Here is a 19,373-nt window from a genome sequence, read left to right as displayed (position 1 = left end):
CGAGCGAGCGTCCGGCCGATGAGTCTCACGTGTCGTTTGAGTCTCACGATTGTGGTCTCATTTACGAACCCGGCAGGAAGGACGAGTTAGTGCATCGCATCATCTACTCGGTCGCATCGTCTCTTGATGGCTACCACACTGACGCCCAGGGCGACTACTCCTGGGCGGTCCCTGACGAAGAGGTCATCGCGGCGCTCAACGCTGACGCCGGCGAGGTGAGCACCTACCTTTACGGGCGGCGGATGTATGAGGCGATGGCAGGGTGGGAGACCGATCCGGCGGTTGCCGCCCAGTCGCCTGAGTCCTCAGCGTTCGCGACCACGTGGCAGGCCGCACAGAAGGTCGTCTTCTCGGCCGGCCTGCCCGAGGTCTGGACCAAGCGCACTCGGCTGGAGCGAAAACTGACGGCCGAGGCGATCGAGAGGGCCCGGGCCGAGGCATCCGGGGACTTGACAGTAGAGGGTCCGACCTTGGCCCACAGCGCGCTTCGGCTTGGGCTCGTCGACGTGGTCGAGCTGTTGCTCTGTCCCATCATCGTCGGCGCGGGGACACCGGTCCTGCCAGACGGGCTTCGAACCGCTCTCTCCCTGAAGCGAGAACGCCGATTCGGCAACGGCATGGTGCAGATCACCTACGACGTCCGATAGCCGATTCCTCAACGAGACACCGAGATCATCCGCCGCCTGGCATGGCGACCTGCGGAAACTTTGTCTCGTTAGACCAGTCCGCGAAATTGTCCGGTGAGGGGGTAAACGGCACGCTTCCCAGGTGGGAGAACTGATCGGCTACGCCAGATGCTCAACCGTGCTGCAAGACCTCACCATCCAGCGCCAGGCGCTGACTGGGCTCGGTATCCCGGATGACCGGATCTACCTGGACAAGGGGCTGACGGGCACCAGCTGAACCCTGCTGGACCAGGGCCTCGGCATAGTGACTTGATGTCCGGTTCGGATCCGCTGCGGGCAGGTGGAGCGGGTCAACGTGCGCTATTCACTGGAGGGGACGTCCAAGGCGATCCCGTACAGGCGAGACACGCAAAGCCTGATCACCAGGCGCCGATCCGCGACCATGTTCTCAAGGAACGCGGCCTCGTCCTCCGGATGGTCGAAGAGCGGCTGCATACCCAGAAGCTCCCGTCCGGCCGCATCCCCGGGCACAGCGCTGACCGCCGAGAGCTCCGCCTCACCCTCGGCCACGACGTAGGACATGAAGTCGCTGCTGGACACATACAGGGCGGTCCGGGGGTCTCTGCGCAGGTGACGTACCTTGAGCCGATCCTCCGTCGTGCTGATTCGCGCGATGCGTTCTTTGGCATCCCACACGTAGGCCACGGTGGAGAGCTGAGGATGACCGTTGCGCTTGTTCGTCGCCAGCGCACCTATCTGGTGAGCGCCGAACAGCTGCGCGAGCGCGTCATCCGAGAGAACCAGAGCCCCGGGCCCCCGGCCCGGCCCATAGGTGGCCTTCTCCGCCTCAGCCATATTTCCCATCTCCATATCTCGCCTTGGTGGATGAATTTATACCGAGGACAGCTCGCCGACGGTCCAGTTCCGAGTCAAGTGCCTGGCTTGTACGGGATCCCCGCGCCGGCTCAGGGAGGCTTTTTCATTCCGATGGCCAGCCCCCCGTGGAACCCGCAAAAGCTCGCAGCGGAGTGATCCACCACCGCTCACCTCGGTCTGGAAACGACTCCGCACAGGTAGGTGGACTCCTCCAGCAGCTGCGGCGTCAGCGTGATCCCGGTGAGGCGCTCGGCCAGGAGGAACGCCGGCCCTTCGTGGGGCTCGGCGATCGGGTAGATGGGGGAGTCGATCCGCTCCAGGGTCTCTGCGAGTTCGTCCGGCATCTCCTCTGAGTAGCTTTCATGGTGCGGGAACATGAACTGGATCTTCCCGTCTTCGATCCAGTGGGAATAGCCTTCCTGGTACGCGAACTCGAACCGGATCTTTCCGTCTTCGATCCAGTAGAAGTAGTCCATCCCCTTGACCTCAAGGTAGAAGTGGGAGACGAGGCGGGTGCCCGCCGACAGCGGCATGGTGATCTCTTCGGTGATGCCGAGCCCGCCGAGGGCCTCGACGATGAGCACCCAGTCGCCGACGGCGACGGCACCGAAGAACAGGTTCTTCCCGTCGTAGCTGGAGTAGGCGGTCTTCGTCAGCTCATCAAGCGTCATGCGAGAGCAGTCTTCAACCCGGACGCCGAGCCGGGTCACCAGTTCCTCAGGCGTCAGGCCGCGGACGTAGGTGAAACAGTAGGCATCCGCCAGCTCGGGGAAGCGCTCGCGGGAGAACCAGGAGTAGTCATCAGGAGTCGCGATCATCTCGGCATGTTCGCAGCACCCACCGACACAATGAGCTCTCCTCATCCTGAGTAGTGGCCCGCTTTGACTTCGCCCCGAGGGCAGAGTCGAGGCTCGGGTCACCCAGGCGGATCGCCCGTCCGGGCGACGAGACGGAGCCTCGATGAGCGAGCAACGCACACCCCGCACCGGCACGGAGGATTCCCCCGGAACGGCGCCTTCCACCGAGGCCGGATCGGCCGGAATCCGCGTGACCCGTCCCGGATGGCCTGAGCTCGGGATCGCCACTCTTGCCGCGCTGGTGTTCTACGCCGTGGGGTCGCTCGTGGTGTTCACCCTCCCGGGGGGTGTCGTCGTCTCGGGTCTCGCGCAGTTCGCGCTCTCGGGTCTCGCGCCGCTGTGCGCTTTCGCGGTGGCGGTTCTGCTGCGGATCCGAGACGTACGCGCCTTCGGGTTCCGCAGGGTCCACCCGAAATGGCTATTGCTGGCAGTGCTGATCGCCGCCGTCCTCGTCGCGGCCCTGACCCTCGTGACGTTCCCTCTGCTGGAGCCGGTCTTCCCAGGCTCCGACGACGTGCAGGCCGACTACCGCGCTGCGGGAAGCTCCAGCGTCCTCGCCTTCGCCGGCATCATCCTGCTCGGCGGCATCCTGACACCCATCGGCGAGGAGGTGCTCTTCCGTGGCGTGCTCGCCAACGTCCTCTTCCGTTGGGGCACCCCCGTCGCCGTCATCCTGAGCTCGGCCGTATTCGCCGTCGCGCACGGTGTCAACGGGGTCATGGTGAACGCTTTCATCGTGGGCGTCTTTGCCTCACTGATGCTGCGCTACACGAGGTCGATCTGGCCGGCCATCGTCATCCACCTGGTGTTCAACTCCACCTACCTCTTCCTCGAGGCATTCCCCGCGTGACCGGGTGCTTCCTCGCCGGCCTGCGCCAACGTGGCGAGCCGGACCAGCACGCGCAGCTGCACCGGTCGATACAGCTCCAGGAACGCCTCCGCGATCGCGTCCTGGGCGAGGTGGGCCGGCACAGGCCCACCCCGTCCGGCCGGCATCACGGCGGGGAATGCCGAACCGGAGCCGAGAAGAGCCCGGTGCAAGCGCTGCGCGAGATCCTCGATGTCGGCATCGGATGCGTCTTCGGGCAGGGCGTCGAGCTCCTCGTCGGTGGTGTCGCGCTGTTCCAGCACTTCGTGCAGACCTGCGACCGCGTCGTCGCCGAGCACGCGCGCCGCGATGGCGACGACACCGCGGTCGGCTTCGGCGACGCCGTCGATCACCTCGGCGAGATCGGCCGGCACCTGCCAGCTGACGCCGTGCGAGCGCAGCAGCGCCAGGCGCTCGCGGTTGCGCTGGAGCCGGGCGATCGCCGCGTCGAGCTCGTCGATGAGTTCGTCGGCCCCGCCGTCGCCGACCTCGGCGATCCGCGACAGCGGCATGCCCAGCTCGGCCAGGGTCGTGATCTGGATCAGCCGGAGCAGGTGGGGAACCTGGTACTGCTTGTATCCGTTGAAGCCGCGGTCCGGCTCATCCAGCAGTCCGATGGCGTGGTAGTAGCGCACCGCCTTTTGGGTGGTGCCGGCCAAGTCGGCGATCTCTCGCGTGCTCCACGCCATGGCCCTCTCCTCGCAACGATTCCACAGTCGCACATCAGTCAATACCTCTGCCCCAGGGGCAGGGCAAGTCGCCGGTTCCGCCCATCGTGGATCCGTGCACGAGCGAAAGGACCGATCACATGACCCAGCAGGACGAGACGAGCAGAACCCTGATGTTCGCGAGGAAGAACAGGATGGTCGGTTCCTACGGGATGTTCGCCTGACGGTGTCGGCCCCCTGGGCGATCACCGATCACCCGCCACCGTCCTCGTCGCGGCCCTGACCCTCGACCCGCACCTCGACCGGCAGGAGGCGAAGCGGGTGCGCTCATGATGGTGGTAGGGGTCGTCGCCCCCGAGCGGGACAAGGAAAGGCCGGCTGCCTTATGAACATCGTCGAGTACGCCGACACCGTGTGGCGGGGCGAGGCCCCCGACAGCATCGTGCACGTGGGGCTCACCGGGCAGGACTTCGTGGAGGTCGTCGACGGGGTCGGCTTCCGCAGCGGTTTCGGCAACGTGATCGCGCTCCGGCAGGGCGGGGAGGTGACGCTGTTCGACACCGGCAACCCGTTCGACGCCGACCGGCTCCACGCCGACCTGCGGGCCTGGACCGACGAGCCGGTGAGCACGGCGATCTACTCCCACGGGCACATCGACCACGTCTCGGGGGTCGGGCCGCTCGACACGGAGGCCGAGGCGGCGGGGCGGCCCCGGCCGATGGTGGTGGGGCACGAGGCGATCACCGCCCGGTTCGGGCGCTACGTGCTGACAGCGGGCTACAACGCCGTCATCAACCGGCGGCAGTTCCAGGCGCCCGACCTGACCTGGCCCACCGAGTACCGCTATCCCGACGTGACCTACCGCGACGAGCTGACGGCCGGCCACGTCGAGCTCTTCCACGCCAAGGGCGAGACCGACGACGCGAGCGTGGGCTGGATCCCCTCCCGGCGCATCCTGCTCCCCGGCGACCTGTTCATCTGGGTGACCCCCAACTGCGGCAACCCGCAGAAGGCACAGCGCTACCCGCGCGAGTGGGCGATCGCGCTGCGCCGGATGGCCACGCTGCGGCCGGAGATCATGCTGCCCGGTCACGGTGCCCCGATCTTCGGCGCCGACCGGGTCGAGCAGGCGCTGACCGAGACCGCCGAGTGGCTGGAGTCCATGGTCGAGCGCACCCTGGAGATGCTCAACGAGGGCGCCCGGCTGGACGACATCGTGCGCGCGGTACAGCCGCCCGCTCATCTGGCGGAGCGGCCCTACCTGCGCCCGCACTACGACGAGCCGGAGTTCGTGGTCCGCAACATCTGGCGGCTGTACGGCGGCTGGTACGACGGCAACCCCGCCCGCCTCAAGCCCGCCCCCGACGCCGAGCTGGCCTCGGCGATCGCGAAGCTGGCCGGGGGCGCGGAAAAGCTGGCCGACGCCGCGCTCCGGGCGCTGGCGGGCGGAGACCAGCGGCTGGCGGGACACCTGGCGGAGATGGCCGTACAGGCCGCGCCCGACGACGCGGCGCTGCACCGGGTCCGGGCCGAGGTGTACGCGACCAGAGCGGAGTCGGAGGCGTCCCTGATGTCGAAGGGCGTGTTCACCTGGGCGGCCGAGGAGTCCCGCAGGGCCGCCGGAGAACTCTGACCGAGTCCGGTCCCGGAGGATAGAACATGTTACGGCTCCGATGGAGGTGGAGGAACAGATCTTCCGGGCCGAGCCCGTCGGGCGGGCTCACGGCACGGAGACGTGCCTGTCGTCCGGCGACGCCGGTGCCATCGGAGCGCGGAAGAACCGCGCGGCGCGGGCGTGCTGGGTCCGGGCCAGCAACCAGTAGACCGAGGCGCCGTCCGGCCACTGGGTGACCACCCGGCCGCTCGCCGAGCGGAAGTAGTTCGGTGCCTGGGCGAACGAGCTGGCGTCCAGCCGGCGCTTCAACCACCGGTTCAACCGCCTGACCGCCTCGGGCCGGACCTCGACGGCCGAGGCCCCTCGGCGGCGCATCTCCCGCAGCGACCGGACCACGAACTTCGCCTGCTGCTCGAAGTTGAACACCGGAGCGTAGTAGTTGGTGTTGGGGCCGTACATCATGAAGAGGTTCGGCATCTCGTCCACCATGATCCCGAGGAACGCCATGGGGTCGTCGCCCCACTTCTCCCGCAGGTCACGCCCGCCGCGTCCGCGTACCTCCAGACCGCAGAGGAACTCGGCCGCGCGGAAGCCCGTCGCGGTGATCACGACGTCGAGCTCGTGCTCCCGGCCCGCGGCGTCCACCACCCCGGTCTCGGTCATCCGCTCCACCGCGTGGGGAACGAGGGTGACGTCGTCGCGGAGCAGGGTCGGGTAGAAGGTGGAGCTGTGGATCGCCCGCTTGCCCAGGTAGGCCGAGTTCGGTGTCAGCGCCGCCTTGAGGTCGGGGTGGTCGCCGAACACCTCTTCGAGGTAGTCCTGGCAGACCTTGACCGCCCGGGTGTCGACGGTCCCGCCGGGCCGGATGATCCGGCCACCGAGCCACTTGCGCTCCAGCTCCAGGAAGAGCCGCCACCGGATGAGCCGCCGCGTCACCGGGTGGCGCCGCCGGGCGCGTTCCTCCTCGGTGAACGGGAGCGAGACCTTCGGATCCACCCAGGCCGGCTGGCGCTGGAACACCGTCAGGTGCCCGGCGCGGCCACCGAGCTCCGCGACGATCTGGGCGGACGTCGAGCCGGTGCCGACGACTCCCACCCGGCGTCCGTCGAGCGCCACGTCGGGGCGCCACCGCGCGGTGTGGAAGATGTCGCCGGTGAACAGCTCGCGGCCGGGCCAGGCGGGCTCGTTCGGGACGTTCAGCAGCCCGACCGCGGTCACCACGGCGGTGAAACGCCGCACCTCCCCGGTGTCGAGGTGCACGGCCCACTGCTGGCCGTCCTCCTCCCAGACCAGCCGCCGGACGGTGCGGCCGAACCGGAAGTGCGCCCTGAGGTCGAATCGGTCGGCCACGTGCTCAAGGTAGGACTGCAGCTCCGCCTGGCCGGGGTAGGACCGTGACCAGTCGTACGGGGCGAATGAGAACGAGTACATCGGGGCCGGCGTGTCGACCTCGGCGCCGGGGAAACGATTGACCCGCCAGGTGCCGCCGGGCCCGTCCTCGGTCTCGAACACGGTGAACGAATACCCGTGCCGCTTCAGCTGGTGGGCCGCCGCGAGTCCGGCGAACCCACCGCCGATCACGGCCACAGAGGGCATGGCTCCGCCCGTCGATGGCATGACTGCTTCTCTCTGTCGAGTTCGTGCCGGGGCACGATGGTGTGCGGCGCTCGCGGGCGCCGGGGCTAGAGGACCTTGCTGAGGAAGTCGCGGGTGCTCGGATGCTCGGCCTCACCGGACAGCCGGCTGGACGGACCCTCCTCGACGATGCGGCCGTCCTCCATGAACACGAACCGGTCGCAGACCTCGCGGGCGAATCCGATCTCGTGGGTGACGATGATGGTGGTCATCCCGTCGAGCACCAGGCCGCGGATGACCTGCAGCACCTCGTTGACCATCTCGGGGTCGAGCGCCGAGGTCGGTTCGTCGAAGAGCAGCACCTGGGGCTTCATGGCCAGGGCGCGGGCGATCGCGACGCGTTGCTGCTGACCGCCGGAGAGCTGGGCCGGGTAGGCGTCGGCCTTCTCGGCCAGGCCGACCCGGTCGAGCAGCTCGTGCGCGTCACGGCGCGCCTCGTCGGCCGGGCGGCGCAGCACCCGGATGGGCGCCTCGACCACGTTCTCCAGCACGGTCTTGTGCGAGAACAGGTTGAACTGCTGGAACACCATGCCGAGGCGCTGGCGCTGCCTGGCCTCCCGCTTCGCCGACAGCCGGTGGATCTTGCCGCCGCGCTCCTCGTAGCCGAGCAGTTCGCCGTCCAGCATGACCACTCCCGAGTCGGTGCGCTCAAGCAGGTTGAGGCAGCGTAGGAAGGTGCTCTTGCCGCTGCCGGAGCGGCCGAGCAGGCAGACCGCCTCCCCCTGGTGGACGTCCAGCGACACGTCGTGCAGGACCGTGTGCTGGCCGAAGGACTTGCGCACGTGCAGCGCGCTGATCAGCGGTGTCGTCATGGCTGGGCCCTCACTCGTCCGACGCGGCGCGTCGTCGTGGCGGTGCTCCGGCCGAGCACGCGCTCCAGGTAGTACTGGCCGACCGACAGCACGCTGACGAGGATCATGTACCAGATGGTCGCCACCATGAGCAGCGGGACGACCTCGAACGTGCGGTTGTAGATCTGCTGGACGCTGTAGAGCAGGTCCGAGACCGAGATGAAGGCGACGAGCGAGGTGGCCTTCATCAGGTTGATGAGGTCGTTGCTCACCGGCGGCACCGCGATCTTCATCGCCTGGGGGAAGACGATGCGGCGGAAGATGTCGAACGGCGTCATGCCCAGGGCGAGCGCCGCCTCGCGCTGCCCCTTGGGGACCGCCAGCAGCGAGGAGCGGATGATCTCCGAGGTGTAGGCGGCCTGCTGGAGGCCGAAGGCCAGCACCGCCGACCAGTAGGCGGTCATCAGGTTGCGCGTCTGCAGCGCGAACAGGTCGCCGCCGAAGGGGTTGGGCAGGCTGAACGTCGGATAGATCAGCGAGATGTTGAACCAGAGGATGAGCAGGACCAGCAACGGGATGGACCGGAAGAACCAGACGTAGGTCCCGCTGACCGCGCGCAGCACCGGATTCGCCGAGAGCCGCATGTTCGCGATGACCACCGAGACCACCAGGGCCAGCCCCATCGACAGGGCGGTCAGCGTGATGGTGTTGAGCAGGCCGTTCAGCACCCGCTCGGAGAAGAAGTAGTCGGCCACGGTGGCCCACTCGAAGGCGGGGTTGCGGGCGACGCTGACCGCGAGACCGGCGACCGCGACCACCATCAGCACCGCGATGGTCAGCCGGCCGAGGTGGAGCGGGCGCCCGTGCGGGAGCCGCGAGATCTCCTCCATCCGCCGGCGCCAGTCCGCCGCCGCCCCGCCTGGCCCGTCCGGCCCGGCCTGGCCGGTGGGTACGGCGCTCACGCCGGCCCCACCTGTCCGGATCTCACTCATGCGTTCGGTGCTGGGTTGATCACCGAGGTGGTGATCGCCATGTTCTCGGTGCCGTACCTGGCGAGGATCTCGGCGTAGGTGCCCTTCTTGATCAGCGCCTCGGTGGCCTGCTGCAACTTGGCCGCCATACCGTCACCCTTCATCGAGGCGAACCCGATGTCGATCGCCTGGTACGTCGGCCCGGTGATCTTCCACACGCCGGGTTCGGTGCGCGTCTGGTAGCCCAGGCCGCTGGCGGTGGCCGTGGAGGTGTCGGCCCGGCCGCTCTTGACCGCGAGGTCGGCGGTCGCCTGGTCGGCGAAGGTCTGCACGTCGATGGGCTTCTTCCCGGCGGCCTCGCACTTCCCGGACTGGTCCTGGAGGGCCGAGACCGGGCTCGAACCCGCGGTCACCGCGACGGAGAGCCCGCACAGGTCGTCGAGTGAGTCACCGATGGCGACGCCGTCGGCCTTGACCCGGAAGCCGTAGCTCTCGACGAGGGTGGTGGCGAAGTCGAACTTCTCCAGCCGCTCGGCCGTGACGTCGGCGCCCGGCACCCAGGCGTAGGTGCCGCGCTGCAGGCCCAGGAGTGAGTTCTCGAACGACGCCTGCTCGTTCTTGACGGTCACCCCCATCTCCTCGCCGAGCGCGGTGGACAGATCCGGCAGCAGGCCGACGAGCTTGCCGCCCTCGTCCAGGAAGCTGTACGGCGGGACGCCGATCTGCTGGGGGATGGTGTAGACCTGCGAGCCGGAGCCGGCGTCGGGGCCGGACGCGGAATCGCTTGAGGAACTGCCACACGCTGAGAGGACGGCGGCGCCGAGCACGCCTGCGGCGACAACGCGGAGGGCGCGCCGGGTGCGAACCAACGTCATGTCGGTCCTCCTGATTCCTGGGTTCCGGCCGGTCGGCCGTGGTGAGTGCTGTCACCCTAAAATGCCGAACGACCCAAGGGCTTTGTACGGCTCTCTATATTTTTGTCCAGTTCACTGGATACTCGGACAGGTAGGTTTCATCCAAATCACAAAGTGCCGGAGTCCTGTGAAAACTAGGTACCCACGCTGGTCATCCACCCTGGCCGAGCTCCTCGACGCGGTACGCGACCCCTTCGTGTCGGCGGTCCACGCCCCCGAGGGGCTGGATGTTCCCATCGGCGGCTGCGTCGTCCTCGACCTGTCCGACGGGACGGACCTGCCCGATGACCACGAGCTGGACGGCGCCGTCGTGCTGCTCCTCGGCACCGGCGGGCCGGCGGCGGTCGAGGCGGTCGCCGACCTCGCCCGCCGCCGGGCCGGGGCGCTCGTCGTGAAACTCGGGGACGTCGATCCGTGGTCGCTGCGCGACGTGCCGGTCCCGGTCCTCGGGGTCACCGACCGGGCGCCGTGGTGGCGCCTGGTCGCCGCGGTCGAACGCTTCGGCCAGGAGTCCGAGGAGCGGTTCCCGCAGGGAGCCGGCCCCGCGCTCGGCGAGCACAACGACCTCTTCGGACTCGCCAAGGCGCTCGGCATGATGACCGGCACGCTGATCTCCATCGAGGACGTGCAGGGGCGGGTGCTCGCCTTCTCGCCCTACAGCGACCAGGCCGACGACATCCGGCGCCGCACCATCCTCGGGCGCGAACCCCCGGCCGGGCACATGGCGGAGCTCCAGGCCATGCGGGTCTACGACCGGCTGCGGCGTCCCCGTACCACGGTGACGCTGAACGAGAAGATCGGGTTCCGGCGCAGGCTCGGGGTCGGCATGCACGACCCTCGGTCCGGCGAGTACCTGGGCACCATCTGGGCGCAGGAGACGGGCCGGCCCTTCTCCCGGCAGACCGAGGAACACCTGGTCGCGGCATCGGTCTTCGCCGCGCGGCTCGTCGGCCAGAGCCGCCTCATCCACAGCATGGGCACCGAGTTCGTGCAGCGCATGCTCGCCCCCAATCCGCAGCGCGACGACGCCGGGTTCGTCCGGCAGCTGAGCCTCGACGCCCCCGAGGAGTTCGCCGTGGTGGCCTTCGAAGCGGTCGGCGACGCCGGCGCGCGACAGTGGCTCTCCTCCACCGAGGCGGTGACGATGCTGACGGTGCACGCCCACTCCGTCCGCGACGAGTCGATGGTGGCCCCGGTCGGGCTGCGCCTGTACGCCGTCCTCCCCGGCCGGGTCGAGGTGGACCGCTACCTGAACTGGGCCCGGCGCACCCTGACGGCGTTCGAGCGGCACCGGGGGTCCACCTTCCGGGCGGCGATCGCCTCGTCCCTGTCGGTGCCGACCGTGGCCGCGGCCCGCGCGGAGGTCGACCGGGTGTGCGAGACCGTCGCGTACACGCCCGACCGGCCGGTGATCAGTCTCGACGGCCAGCTCACGGCGGTGCTGCTCTCCGAGGCGCTCACCACGCTGGGGGTGACGGATCTGCTGAGCGACGAGCGGTTCCGCCGTCTGGTCGAGTACGACCGGAGCCACCACAGCTGTCTCATCGAGACCGTCGCCGCCTACCTCGGCACGTTCGGCGATGTGGGCGCCACGGCACGGACACTGCTCGTGCACCCCAACACCATCCGCTACCGGCTGGCCCGGCTGGAGCAGGTGGGCGGCTACCGGCTCGACGACCCCGATGACCGGGTGGTGCTGGACCTGCAACTCCGGCTGTGGAACCGCGAGGGGCCGGGCACCACCTGATCCGGTCCCCGGTGACTTCCGATCCAAGGCCCTGCAAGCGGAGCGAGACCGCCATGGCGACGTTGCCGGAAAGCTCAGCCGTGGTGTGACGGTTCGGGAGGCAGGGAGGCAGGGATCCGGTCGGCGGTGGTTGGGTACACCGCATGGCCTGAACGCACCGTACAGCCCAAGAAGTCCTGACAGAAGGAATTTGTTCGTTGTGTGAGAAAGGGGGAGCAGCTGCTGGAACACCGGCCCGCACCGGCACCCGGCCGAATACGCCAAACTCTCATACGAACCCGGATTCATCGCTTTCCGCCTCGTCAAGCGCCCTCACCCCAAGCCCCCGACGCTGACCGGGAAATAGTCGGAACAGCCGTGCTGAACTGCGAGAATGCACTATGACATTGCCGACGCTAGCCGTCGTGAGCGGTCCACCTGGAACGGGCAAGACGACGCTCGCGCACGAGCTCGCCCACCATCTCGGATGCCCCGCGATCATCCGGGACGAAATCAAACAAGGGATGGTCCTGGCCACCCCGGGGTTCACGCCCGGCCCGCAGGACCCGCTGAATCTTCCCACGTTGGCCGCGTTCTTCACCGTGCTGCAGGTACTACTCAAAGCCGGCGTGACAGTGGTCGCCGAGGCTGCTTTCCAGGACCGGTTGTGGCGCCCGAACCTGGAACCGCTCGCCGATCTCGCACACATCCGAGTCATCCGCTGCACGGTCCCTGCAGCGATCGCCCACGCTCGGATCGCCCAACGCGCCGAGCACAGCAACCACCGGGCGGCGCACGCTGACCAAGACCTACTCGAAGCGATCGCGGCAGGGCAACACTCACTCGAGTCCTTTGTGCCGATCTCGCTGGACGTCCCAACGCTGACGGTCGACACCGCGGACGGCTACAGCCCCGATATCCAGCACATCGCCGCCTTTGCCAGGACATCCGCACAGAACGGTTCCCCGGCCAACGCAAGATGACCTCGATGACTCAGCAGGTGCAGCAATAGGCCCCCGCACGTGGGAGCTGTCGATCACCGCCTTGGACTTCTAAGCGCACGGCCCAAGCGCATCGCGCGGCCGTCGGCGCCGGCCCGCAGGGGGCGCGGAAAACCTCTGACCGCGCGGAATCCGAGCGGTCCTTGCTAACAGGACGACACTCATGTCCATGGCTCTCCACTGAGAGTCAACTGAGAACCGTCGTTCGGATACCACTTCTCAGTTGGCCTCAGTGATGAACCGTCCTACGGCAGACCCGAGCGTGCGATGCTCTCCGTCACCGAACGACAGGAGGCCTGCCGTCGGCCCGGCCCTCACCACCGCGGCAGTGACTCCCGGCGCTGTTCACAGGGTCACCCTCGCATGCAGGAGGTTGTGGTCCGACAGGCCGTCCGCGTCTTCGACGACCGCGCCGCTGACCTCGCCTCCGCGTACGACCACGTGGTCGATGCGCTGTGGCTTCGTGCCCGATGTGCGAGGTCGTGTCGGTAGCGCGTCCGGCGGGAGGTCCGCGATGGTGAACGTGGGGCCAAGGCCGGCGACCACGGTGGCCCGGTCGGTGTTGAAGTCACCGAGCAGAACGACCCGCCCCGGCGAGGTGGCGGCCAGCTTCGCAAGGCGTTCCAGCTGACGTGCGCGCCGTTGATCGGAGCTCACGTGGACGGCGATCACGAGAATCCCGGCGGTCCGGATGGCGAGCAATCCCTTGCCCGGATCTTCCTCGAAGGGTTCGGCGGCGATCTGCCGGGCCGGTCCGTCCACCGACAGCACGAGGTATTCACGCGGATCACCGAGCGGGCAGGTGCCGCTGCGTGGTGCCGGGACACGCGGGTAAGGCAGAACGTGGACCGTTCGGCCGGGCAGGGCACAACGTAGGCTGGCCAACTGGTCCCCGCTGACCTCCTGCAAGGCGATGACCTGGTCGGCGCGGCCGGCGAGCCGTGCCGTGACGGCGGCGATCCGCTCCGACTCGTTCGGCCAACGCCCCGGTATATCCGAACCCCAGTTCTCCGCATGGATGCGGTGCAGAACGTTCCAGGTCATCACAGTGATCATGAGTCGCCACACTACTGAGGCATACCGCGCGTGCTACCTAATAGCTCCGCACGGATTCCCGATGGTTGCCAAACCGGCTGGGCGATTCGGTCCCCGGTGGCTTCCGGCCCGAGGCCCCGGGGGGCGGAGCGAGATCGCCGTGGCGGCGTTGACCGGAGAGCTCAGCCGTGGTGTGACGGTTCGGAGGTCAGGAAGTCGCGGATCCTGTCGGCGATGGCGGGGTAGTCGTCGGCGAACCAGATGAAATGGCTGCCTGCCCGGCTCTCGACGAGCTCGGCGCGAGACAGGCGTGCCATCAGGGATTCGGCGTGCGCGAACGGTACGGCACCGTCGTTGCGGGTGGCGACGACCAGGGCCGGTTGGGTGACCTGCGCGGTCTCCTCGGCAGAGGCGCGCAGATCGTTGCGGAAACCGTGGCCCGAGCGCATCAGTGAGAAGAGCGCGATCAGGGTCGCCCGGTCCCCAGGGGTGAGTGCGGCAAGGACCTCGCGCGCCGGTCGCGTGGACAGATCACCCAGCATCATCCGCAGCCCGAGGCCGGGGGCCAGGCGTAGCAGCGCGTGCACGGCACCCCAGGTCGCCCTCTCGGTGGCCGGGGTGAAGGCGATGTTCGCGGCCAGCCGGGTGCGGCGATCCGGCCACGGCAGGAAACCCAGTGCGCTCTGCAGGATGAGCCGCTCGACCAGGTCAGGGTGCCGGGCGGCCATCGACACCGCGGTCCGCCCACCGGCCGACACCCCGACGACCGCGGCCACCCGCTCGATGCCCAGGTGACCGCAGAGGTCGCGGACCACATCGGCGAAAGCGGCCGGTGTCGCACCGGTCGCCGGCGAGGTCCGGCCGTAACCGGGCCTGGAGGGCACGAGCACGCTGTGGCCGCACTCGGCGAAGATCTCCTCCCCAAGCGCGAGCCCGGCACGCATGTGCCCGCCGTGCAAGACCACCACGGCGACCTCGCCTCGCCGCTCCAGGCGGTACTCCACCGCTCCCGCGTCGAGCCGGGCGACGGTCGTGGGTCGTTCGACAGTGGGCATCGACGCATCCTGGCATGCCTTTCTCCGGGGGGCTGTATCAAATCCCGCCCCTCAACCTCTCTGAGGGGGAGGATCCGACACAGCCGGATGGCACTGCCGGATCGGATCGTGCCTCCGACCTGTGAGGACAGCAGAGCTCCGGACAACGCCGACCATTGATCGCCGCTCCCTGAGCGGGAGTAGGTCAGATCGGTCCAGCCGCTCATCATGACGACGGCCCGGATCCGCGAGTCGAACGCCGAGCCGAGCAGGCTGATGCCGGCCCCGTACGAGATGCCGGCCGCGCCGATGCGGGCGGGATCGGCGGCGGTGTCGTAGCCGAAGGCTGCGAACTCCGGTGGGAGCAGTTCGGCTCTCCACGCGCCGCCGGCGTGCAGATGGCCGTGCGCGCGCCGGCCGGCGGCATGGAGGAAGGACGCGGTCGAAGCCAACGTGCCGGAGCTATGACGCGCTCACGCCCCGGTCGGTGAAACAGGGCCGGCGCCCTCGCCTGCCCTGACGGGGACGACTTAGCGGGGGCAGACTTATTGCGACTTACTTGCAATAAACTGCCGGAGGCAGGAAGCCACCCCTCAGGAGGACGTCATGAGCGTGATCGATCAGGAGCAGCCCACGGCCACACCCGAGGTGGTCCGGGCCTGGGTCGGCGGCTGGGCCGTTTCCCGCTCGGTGCGGCCCCCGGTCGAGGTGACCGGTGGATTCCGGCTGGATGTCGGGCTGCCCGGACATCGCGTCCGCTACGTGCTCTTCGACGTCGACCAGGTGGCCGAGCTGGCCCTGACCAGGACTGCCCCCGGCACCTGGATCAAGACCTCCGCGCCCGCCGAGCGGGTGGTGCCCCTGCTCACCCCTGCCTGGACCGTCGGCGAGCCGGAGTACCTGATGACCGTGCCGCTGCGCCGGGCCACCGCGCTCACTCCGGACGGCTACACGCTGCACACCGCGACGGACGGCGGGATCACGACCGTACGGATACACGACGCCGACGGATCGACGGCCGCGCGCGGGCAGATAGGAGTGGCCGGCCCGGCAGCCGTGGCCGACCAGATCCTGACCGATCCGGCACACCGCCGCCGGGGCCTGGGCAGCGTCGTGATGACCGCGCTCGGCGACGCCGCCGCCGAGCAGGGCGCCACGACCGGAGTCCTGGGCGCCTCGCGGGACGGCCTCGCGCTCTACCGCGCCCTGGGATGGACCCTGTGCGAAGTGCTCACGCCCGCGTACACCCCCGAACCGGACCCGGCGGACGCGTAACGAGAGCCCCACTTGAACCGGATACCGCATTGCGCGAGTCCACCCTCAACGGCACCGATCACGCCGGCCACCGCGAGGCGGGCGGCATGATCCGCCGTTCCGCTGCCTGGCGGAACCGCAACACCGACGACTCCGCCTGCGCCGGATCGTCACGAGGGCGAACCTGGCCTGACACGGTACTGACGTCGGTACATGTCGGTGCTGAGATACTTCAGCCCCGAGTCCACCAGCAGGGTGACGACCCTGGCGGTCGGTCCAAGGCGTTGTCCGGCCTGGATCGCGGCCAGGACGTTCGCCCCTGACGATGTTCCGGCGAACAGGCCCTCCTCCCGAGCCAGACGCCCGGCCATCTCCTCCGCGTCGGCGGTGGAGATCGGAACGATCTCGTCTACCAGGGTGGGGTCCCACATGGGCGGGAGGTAACCGATGCCGATGCCTTCGATGCGGTGGGCGCCGGGCCGGCCTCCGGACAGCACGGCGGACTCGGCCGGTTCGACGGCAATGACCCGAAGCCCCGGACGGCGGCGCCGGAGAGGGGCCGCCGCCCCGCGCAGCGAGGCCGCCGTACCGATCGACTGAACGAACGCGTCGATCCGCCCGCCCGACTGCTCCCAGATCTCCTCGCCCATCGGGTGATAGCCGGCGACGCTGTCGACGTTGTTGAGCTGATCGGTCCAGTAGGTGCCCGGCCGGCGGCCGAGCTCCCCGGCTTTCTCGATCATGCTCAGGATAAGCGCCTTCGTGATCGAACCCCCCTCGCTGGGAATGACGGTGAGTTCCGCGCCGAACGCCGCCATCTGAAGGAGTTTGTCCGCACTGAACGCATCCGAACTGACGATCCGCAGCCGATATCCCTTCGCCGCGCAGACCAGGGCAAGGGAGGCACCCGTGCTGCCGCCCGTGTACTCGACAACGGTGTCGCCGGGCCTCAGCCGCCCGTCGCCTTCGGCTCTGGCGATCATCGCCTGCGCCATGCGGTCTTTCATGCTGCCTGTCGGGTTCTGGCCTTCGACCTTGACGAAGATCTCCGCACACCCAGACGGCACGACCCTGCGCAGCCTCACCAGCGGCGTGTTTCCGATCGTCTGCAGTACGTCGCCGCTGTGGCCCCTGATGCCGCCGGTCCTTTTGATGCCCTCGCTCATGACCTCGATCGTCGAGCCGACCACGCCGCCACCACCAGTTCAACTTCTGAACCAGCGCCTGCGGCGCATGGTGCGTACCATGCACCGGTGAACGGATACGGGCAGTTCTGCGCGGTGGCGCGCGCTCTGGAACTTCTGGGCGAGCGGTGGACACTGCTGATCGTGCGGGAGTTGCTGCTGGGCGCTTCAACCTTCACCGGCATCCGCCGCGGCCTGCCTCGCATCCCGCGAGCGACGCTGTCCGCACGACTACGCGCACTGCGCGCCGCCGGCATCCTCGACGACGACTACCGGCTCACCGAGGCGGGCGCCGCGCTGGCTCCGGTGGTGCGGGAACTGGCCCGATGGGCGGTCGCCACCGACAGCGCCGCCCTGACCGAGGACGATCTCGACACCGCCGCACTGACCTGGGACATGCAACGCCGGGTGGACGCCGCCGCCCTGCCTGAGCACACGGTCGTGCTCGCGATCGAGTTCACCGACCGCAGGCCGGCCGACAGCAGATACTGGCTGCACCTGTCCCGGACGAGCGTCAACCTGTGCCGGCAGGACACCGGGGCACCCGTCGACGTCTGGCTCACCGCCCCGACGGCAGCGGCGACCCGGTGGTGGCTCGGTGACCTGTCCTGGGCACGGCTGCTGCGGCAGCAAGGAGTACGCGTGCACGGTGACCCGGCCCTGCGGCGCCAGATGCACCGCTGGTTCAAACGCTACCTGTTCACCCCGGAAGCCCTCGGCCTGAATCCAGGCTCTCCTGGCCACTGATCGTTGTCGAGTCCGATCACCCGAACGGGCCGGGTGGGCGGACCCGTCGCCGGGACGTAGCCCATCCTCCACGCGAGCCGTACGAGCCGGGCATCTAGCATCTGTCTTGAGCCTTGAAACAGATGTGGCAGTAGAGACGGGTGATGATCGCGTCCGGCGGGCCCGCGGCTGGTCACCGCCATCGCCGACGAGCTCGCCGATGAGGAGACGTCTCGACTGCGCGACGCGGCGAGGCCGCTGAACAAGACCATATATAGGAGCAAGGCAGTGGCACCTGACGGATCCGGCTCCGCAGCCGCTCCTGTGGGGTATCGGGAGGCAAGAACATGAACGACGCGATGTGGGCCGGGACGGTCACGGTCACCGGGCACGAGCAGGCCGAGCTGGAGGCGTACCTGGCCCGGCCACTCGGCGAGGAGCCGCGCGGCGGTGTGGTGGTGATCCACCACCTGCCCGGGTACGACGACGCGACCAAGGAGATCGTCCGCAGGTTCGCGGCGCGCGGGTACGCGGCGATCTGCCCGAACCTGTACTCCCGCGAGGGCGCCGGGGTCAGCCCCGACGACCAGGCCGCCGCCGTACGGGCCAAGGGCGGGGTCCCGGACGAGCAGCTCGTCGGGGACGTCGCCGGAGCCGCGGCGTACCTCAACTCCCTCGACCACGCCAACGGCAGGATCGGTGTGATCGGATTCTGCTCGGGCGGGCGGCAGACGTTCCTGGTGGCCTGCTCGCTCCAGATCGACGCGGCGGTGGACTGTTACGGCGCCTTCGTGGTGAACACCCCGCCCGCGGAGTTCCCGCTCCAGCACAAGCCGCTGATCTCCAAGGCCGCCGACCTGTCCTGCCCGCTGCTGGGGTTGTTCGGCGCCGAGGACAAATACCCGGGGCCGGAGGAGGTCGCGGCGCTGGACGCCGAGCTGGAGAGGCTGGGCAAGGAGCACGAGTTCCACTCCTTCGAGGGGGCGGGGCACGCCTTCTTCGCCACCGACCGGCCCGCGTACCGGCCCGCCGCCGCGGTGGAGGGCTGGAAGAAGATCTTCAATTTCTATGGCCGTCACCTCAGCGCCTGACCGGAGCGATCAGCATGTGCACCTATCTCACCGAGAAGATCGAACTCGACGGCGCGGGCAAGGGCGGCAACGGCTGGTTCACGCTCAGCCAGGGCGCGGTCTACGTCGACCACCCCTACCACGCCTGCCACGAGCACACGGTGAACATCGACTTCACCAACCCGGCCGAGGGCCCCTCGGCACGGGTCGCGGTCGAGCTCACCGAGGAGTCGGCGCTGGCACTGATCGACGCCATCCAGAAGGCCCTGGCCGCGGCGCCTCCGGGGCTCGCCTCCGGCCGCCGCTGAGGTGTGTTTCGCGAGTCCTGCCGCGGCCGGGATCGGTCAGGGGCCGACCCGGTACGTCACGTGGGTGGCCTCCGGGGTGTCCACCGTGTCCAGATGTTCCAGCCGGGGGGGGGGGCCCCCCGGCAGCGGGCGGGGGGGGGCCCCCCCCCCCCCGGCCCCCTGTAGGCGCCCCAGTTAGAACCCGCAAGCGAGGGGGGACACAGACCTAAAAAAA

20 protein-coding genes are annotated in these 19,373 nt (G+C 68.8%); 10 read left to right on the top strand and 10 right to left on the bottom strand.

Annotated elements, in window-relative coordinates:
- The first annotated feature begins 89 nt into the window (after positions 1-89).
- Both ABT130_RS20440 and ABT130_RS20435 read left to right on the top strand, forming a co-directional pair.
- Complete coding sequence (locus ABT130_RS20440) at positions 90-647, top strand: dihydrofolate reductase family protein (protein ID WP_350957333.1); 558 nt, start codon at positions 90-92, stop codon at positions 645-647.
- A 121-nt stretch (positions 648-768) separates the two neighbouring features.
- Positions 769-903 (top strand): recombinase family protein, encoded by a 135-nt coding sequence (locus ABT130_RS20435; protein WP_350957331.1) that lies wholly within the window; start codon positions 769-771, stop codon positions 901-903.
- A gap of 83 nt (positions 904-986) precedes the next feature.
- Here ABT130_RS20435 and ABT130_RS20430 read toward each other — a convergent pair whose 3' ends face one another.
- Positions 987-1,481, bottom strand: coding sequence for a TIGR03618 family F420-dependent PPOX class oxidoreductase (locus ABT130_RS20430; protein ID WP_350957328.1), 495 nt, complete (start codon positions 1,479-1,481; stop codon positions 987-989).
- 188 nt (positions 1,482-1,669) lie between these two features.
- The gene (locus tag ABT130_RS20425) at positions 1,670-2,320 is read right to left on the bottom strand and encodes a DUF6461 domain-containing protein (protein ID WP_350957325.1); all 651 of its coding nucleotides are present in this window, start codon (positions 2,318-2,320) and stop codon (positions 1,670-1,672) included.
- 142 nt (positions 2,321-2,462) lie between these two features.
- Between ABT130_RS20425 and ABT130_RS20420 the strand changes: the two genes are divergently transcribed.
- Positions 2,463-3,209 (top strand): CPBP family intramembrane glutamic endopeptidase, encoded by a 747-nt coding sequence (locus ABT130_RS20420; RefSeq protein WP_350957322.1) that lies wholly within the window; start codon positions 2,463-2,465, stop codon positions 3,207-3,209.
- Here ABT130_RS20420 and ABT130_RS20415 read toward each other — a convergent pair.
- On the bottom strand, positions 3,179-3,916 hold the full coding sequence (locus tag ABT130_RS20415; RefSeq protein WP_350957320.1) for a MerR family transcriptional regulator: 738 nt from the start codon (positions 3,914-3,916) through the stop codon (positions 3,179-3,181). The two genes, ABT130_RS20420 and ABT130_RS20415, sit on opposite strands and share 31 nt — an antisense overlap.
- 364 nt (positions 3,917-4,280) lie before the next feature.
- On the opposite strand from ABT130_RS20415, the gene ABT130_RS20410 reads away from it, so the two are divergent.
- The gene (locus ABT130_RS20410) at positions 4,281-5,528 is read left to right on the top strand and encodes an alkyl sulfatase dimerization domain-containing protein (protein WP_350957317.1); all 1,248 of its coding nucleotides are present in this window, start codon (positions 4,281-4,283) and stop codon (positions 5,526-5,528) included.
- A gap of 87 nt (positions 5,529-5,615) precedes the next feature.
- On the opposite strand, the gene ABT130_RS20405 is transcribed toward ABT130_RS20410, so the two are convergent.
- From ABT130_RS20405 to ABT130_RS20390, 4 genes are all read right to left on the bottom strand, one after another.
- Entirely contained in the window at positions 5,616-7,127 is a 1,512-nt protein-coding gene (locus ABT130_RS20405; RefSeq protein ID WP_350957314.1) for a flavin-containing monooxygenase, read from the bottom strand.
- A 65-nt stretch (positions 7,128-7,192) separates the two neighbouring features.
- Positions 7,193-7,957, bottom strand: coding sequence for an amino acid ABC transporter ATP-binding protein (locus ABT130_RS20400; protein WP_350925526.1), 765 nt, complete (start codon positions 7,955-7,957; stop codon positions 7,193-7,195).
- The gene (locus ABT130_RS20395) at positions 7,954-8,898 is read right to left on the bottom strand and encodes an amino acid ABC transporter permease (RefSeq protein WP_350957311.1); all 945 of its coding nucleotides are present in this window, start codon (positions 8,896-8,898) and stop codon (positions 7,954-7,956) included. The genes ABT130_RS20400 and ABT130_RS20395 overlap by 4 nt, the downstream gene beginning before the upstream one ends.
- Positions 8,899-8,924: 26 nt before the next feature.
- Positions 8,925-9,782: a transporter substrate-binding domain-containing protein gene (locus tag ABT130_RS20390; protein WP_350957308.1), complete on the bottom strand. Its 858-nt coding sequence runs from the start codon at positions 9,780-9,782 to the stop codon at positions 8,925-8,927.
- Positions 9,783-9,948: 166 nt separating this feature from the next.
- Here ABT130_RS20390 and ABT130_RS20385 point away from each other — a divergent pair, with 166 nt between their 5' ends.
- Together ABT130_RS20385 and ABT130_RS20380 are read left to right on the top strand one after the other, a co-directional pair.
- Positions 9,949-11,568, top strand: coding sequence for a PucR family transcriptional regulator (locus tag ABT130_RS20385; RefSeq protein WP_350957305.1), 1,620 nt, complete (start codon positions 9,949-9,951; stop codon positions 11,566-11,568).
- Between the two features lie 380 nt (positions 11,569-11,948).
- Positions 11,949-12,530: a P-loop nucleotide/nucleoside kinase family protein gene (locus tag ABT130_RS20380; protein ID WP_350957302.1), complete on the top strand. Its 582-nt coding sequence runs from the start codon at positions 11,949-11,951 to the stop codon at positions 12,528-12,530.
- A 363-nt stretch (positions 12,531-12,893) separates the two neighbouring features.
- Here ABT130_RS20380 and ABT130_RS20375 read toward each other — a convergent pair whose 3' ends face one another.
- Together ABT130_RS20375 and ABT130_RS20370 are read right to left on the bottom strand one after the other, a co-directional pair.
- On the bottom strand, positions 12,894-13,592 hold the full coding sequence (locus ABT130_RS20375) for an endonuclease/exonuclease/phosphatase family protein (protein ID WP_350957299.1): 699 nt from the start codon (positions 13,590-13,592) through the stop codon (positions 12,894-12,896).
- A 173-nt stretch (positions 13,593-13,765) separates the two neighbouring features.
- Complete coding sequence (locus ABT130_RS20370; RefSeq protein WP_350957296.1) at positions 13,766-14,638, bottom strand: alpha/beta fold hydrolase; 873 nt, start codon at positions 14,636-14,638, stop codon at positions 13,766-13,768.
- A 585-nt stretch (positions 14,639-15,223) separates the two neighbouring features.
- On the opposite strand from ABT130_RS20370, the gene ABT130_RS20365 reads away from it, so the two are divergent.
- Positions 15,224-15,892 carry a GNAT family N-acetyltransferase gene (locus ABT130_RS20365; protein WP_350957293.1) on the top strand — a complete coding sequence of 223 codons (669 nt, stop codon included), beginning with the start codon at positions 15,224-15,226 and terminating at the stop codon, positions 15,890-15,892.
- A gap of 149 nt (positions 15,893-16,041) precedes the next feature.
- Here ABT130_RS20365 and ABT130_RS20360 read toward each other — a convergent pair whose 3' ends face one another.
- Positions 16,042-17,061: a PLP-dependent cysteine synthase family protein gene (locus ABT130_RS20360; protein WP_350957290.1), complete on the bottom strand. Its 1,020-nt coding sequence runs from the start codon at positions 17,059-17,061 to the stop codon at positions 16,042-16,044.
- A gap of 63 nt (positions 17,062-17,124) precedes the next feature.
- Between ABT130_RS20360 and ABT130_RS20355 the strand changes: the two genes are divergently transcribed.
- The 3 genes from ABT130_RS20355 (at position 17,125) to ABT130_RS20345 (ending at position 19,159) form a co-directional block, all read left to right on the top strand.
- Complete coding sequence (locus ABT130_RS20355; protein ID WP_350957287.1) at positions 17,125-17,802, top strand: winged helix-turn-helix transcriptional regulator; 678 nt, start codon at positions 17,125-17,127, stop codon at positions 17,800-17,802.
- Positions 17,803-18,128: 326 nt separating this feature from the next.
- Positions 18,129-18,872 carry a dienelactone hydrolase family protein gene (locus ABT130_RS20350; protein WP_350957284.1) on the top strand — a complete coding sequence of 248 codons (744 nt, stop codon included), beginning with the start codon at positions 18,129-18,131 and terminating at the stop codon, positions 18,870-18,872.
- 14 nt (positions 18,873-18,886) lie between these two features.
- The gene (locus tag ABT130_RS20345; protein WP_030905835.1) at positions 18,887-19,159 is read left to right on the top strand and encodes a DUF6295 family protein; all 273 of its coding nucleotides are present in this window, start codon (positions 18,887-18,889) and stop codon (positions 19,157-19,159) included.
- The last annotated feature ends 214 nt before the right edge of the window (positions 19,160-19,373 follow it).

Source organism: Streptosporangium sp. NPDC001681 (assembly GCF_040298085.1).
Classification (GTDB): Bacteria; Actinomycetota; Actinomycetes; order Streptosporangiales; family Streptosporangiaceae; genus Streptosporangium.
The sequence above is the reverse complement of the archived record's forward strand: the minus strand, read 5'-3'. Positions and strand labels throughout refer to the sequence as shown.

Bases quoted from the DNA above. Each gene is read 5' to 3' on its own strand.
- ABT130_RS20415 (WP_350957320.1), bottom strand. From the start codon at position 3,916: ATGGCGTGGAGCACGCGAGAGATCGCCGACTTGGCCGGCACCACCCAA.
- ABT130_RS20410 (WP_350957317.1), top strand. From the start codon at position 4,281: ATGAACATCGTCGAGTACGCCGACACCGTGTGGCGGGGCGAGGCCCCC.
- ABT130_RS20345 (WP_030905835.1), top strand. From the start codon at position 18,887: ATGTGCACCTATCTCACCGAGAAGATCGAACTCGACGGCGCGGGCAAG.
- ABT130_RS20350 (WP_350957284.1), top strand. From the start codon at position 18,129: ATGAACGACGCGATGTGGGCCGGGACGGTCACGGTCACCGGGCACGAG.
- ABT130_RS20400 (WP_350925526.1), bottom strand. From the start codon at position 7,957: ATGACGACACCGCTGATCAGCGCGCTGCACGTGCGCAAGTCCTTCGGC.
- ABT130_RS20425 (WP_350957325.1), bottom strand. From the start codon at position 2,320: ATGATCGCGACTCCTGATGACTACTCCTGGTTCTCCCGCGAGCGCTTC.
- ABT130_RS20430 (WP_350957328.1), bottom strand. From the start codon at position 1,481: ATGGCTGAGGCGGAGAAGGCCACCTATGGGCCGGGCCGGGGGCCCGGG.
- ABT130_RS20380 (WP_350957302.1), top strand. From the start codon at position 11,949: ATGACATTGCCGACGCTAGCCGTCGTGAGCGGTCCACCTGGAACGGGC.
- ABT130_RS20365 (WP_350957293.1), top strand. From the start codon at position 15,224: ATGAGCGTGATCGATCAGGAGCAGCCCACGGCCACACCCGAGGTGGTC.
- ABT130_RS20405 (WP_350957314.1), bottom strand. From the start codon at position 7,127: ATGCCATCGACGGGCGGAGCCATGCCCTCTGTGGCCGTGATCGGCGGT.
- ABT130_RS20370 (WP_350957296.1), bottom strand. From the start codon at position 14,638: ATGCCCACTGTCGAACGACCCACGACCGTCGCCCGGCTCGACGCGGGA.
- ABT130_RS20420 (WP_350957322.1), top strand. From the start codon at position 2,463: ATGAGCGAGCAACGCACACCCCGCACCGGCACGGAGGATTCCCCCGGA.
- ABT130_RS20375 (WP_350957299.1), bottom strand. From the start codon at position 13,592: ATGACCTGGAACGTTCTGCACCGCATCCATGCGGAGAACTGGGGTTCG.
- ABT130_RS20390 (WP_350957308.1), bottom strand. From the start codon at position 9,782: ATGACGTTGGTTCGCACCCGGCGCGCCCTCCGCGTTGTCGCCGCAGGC.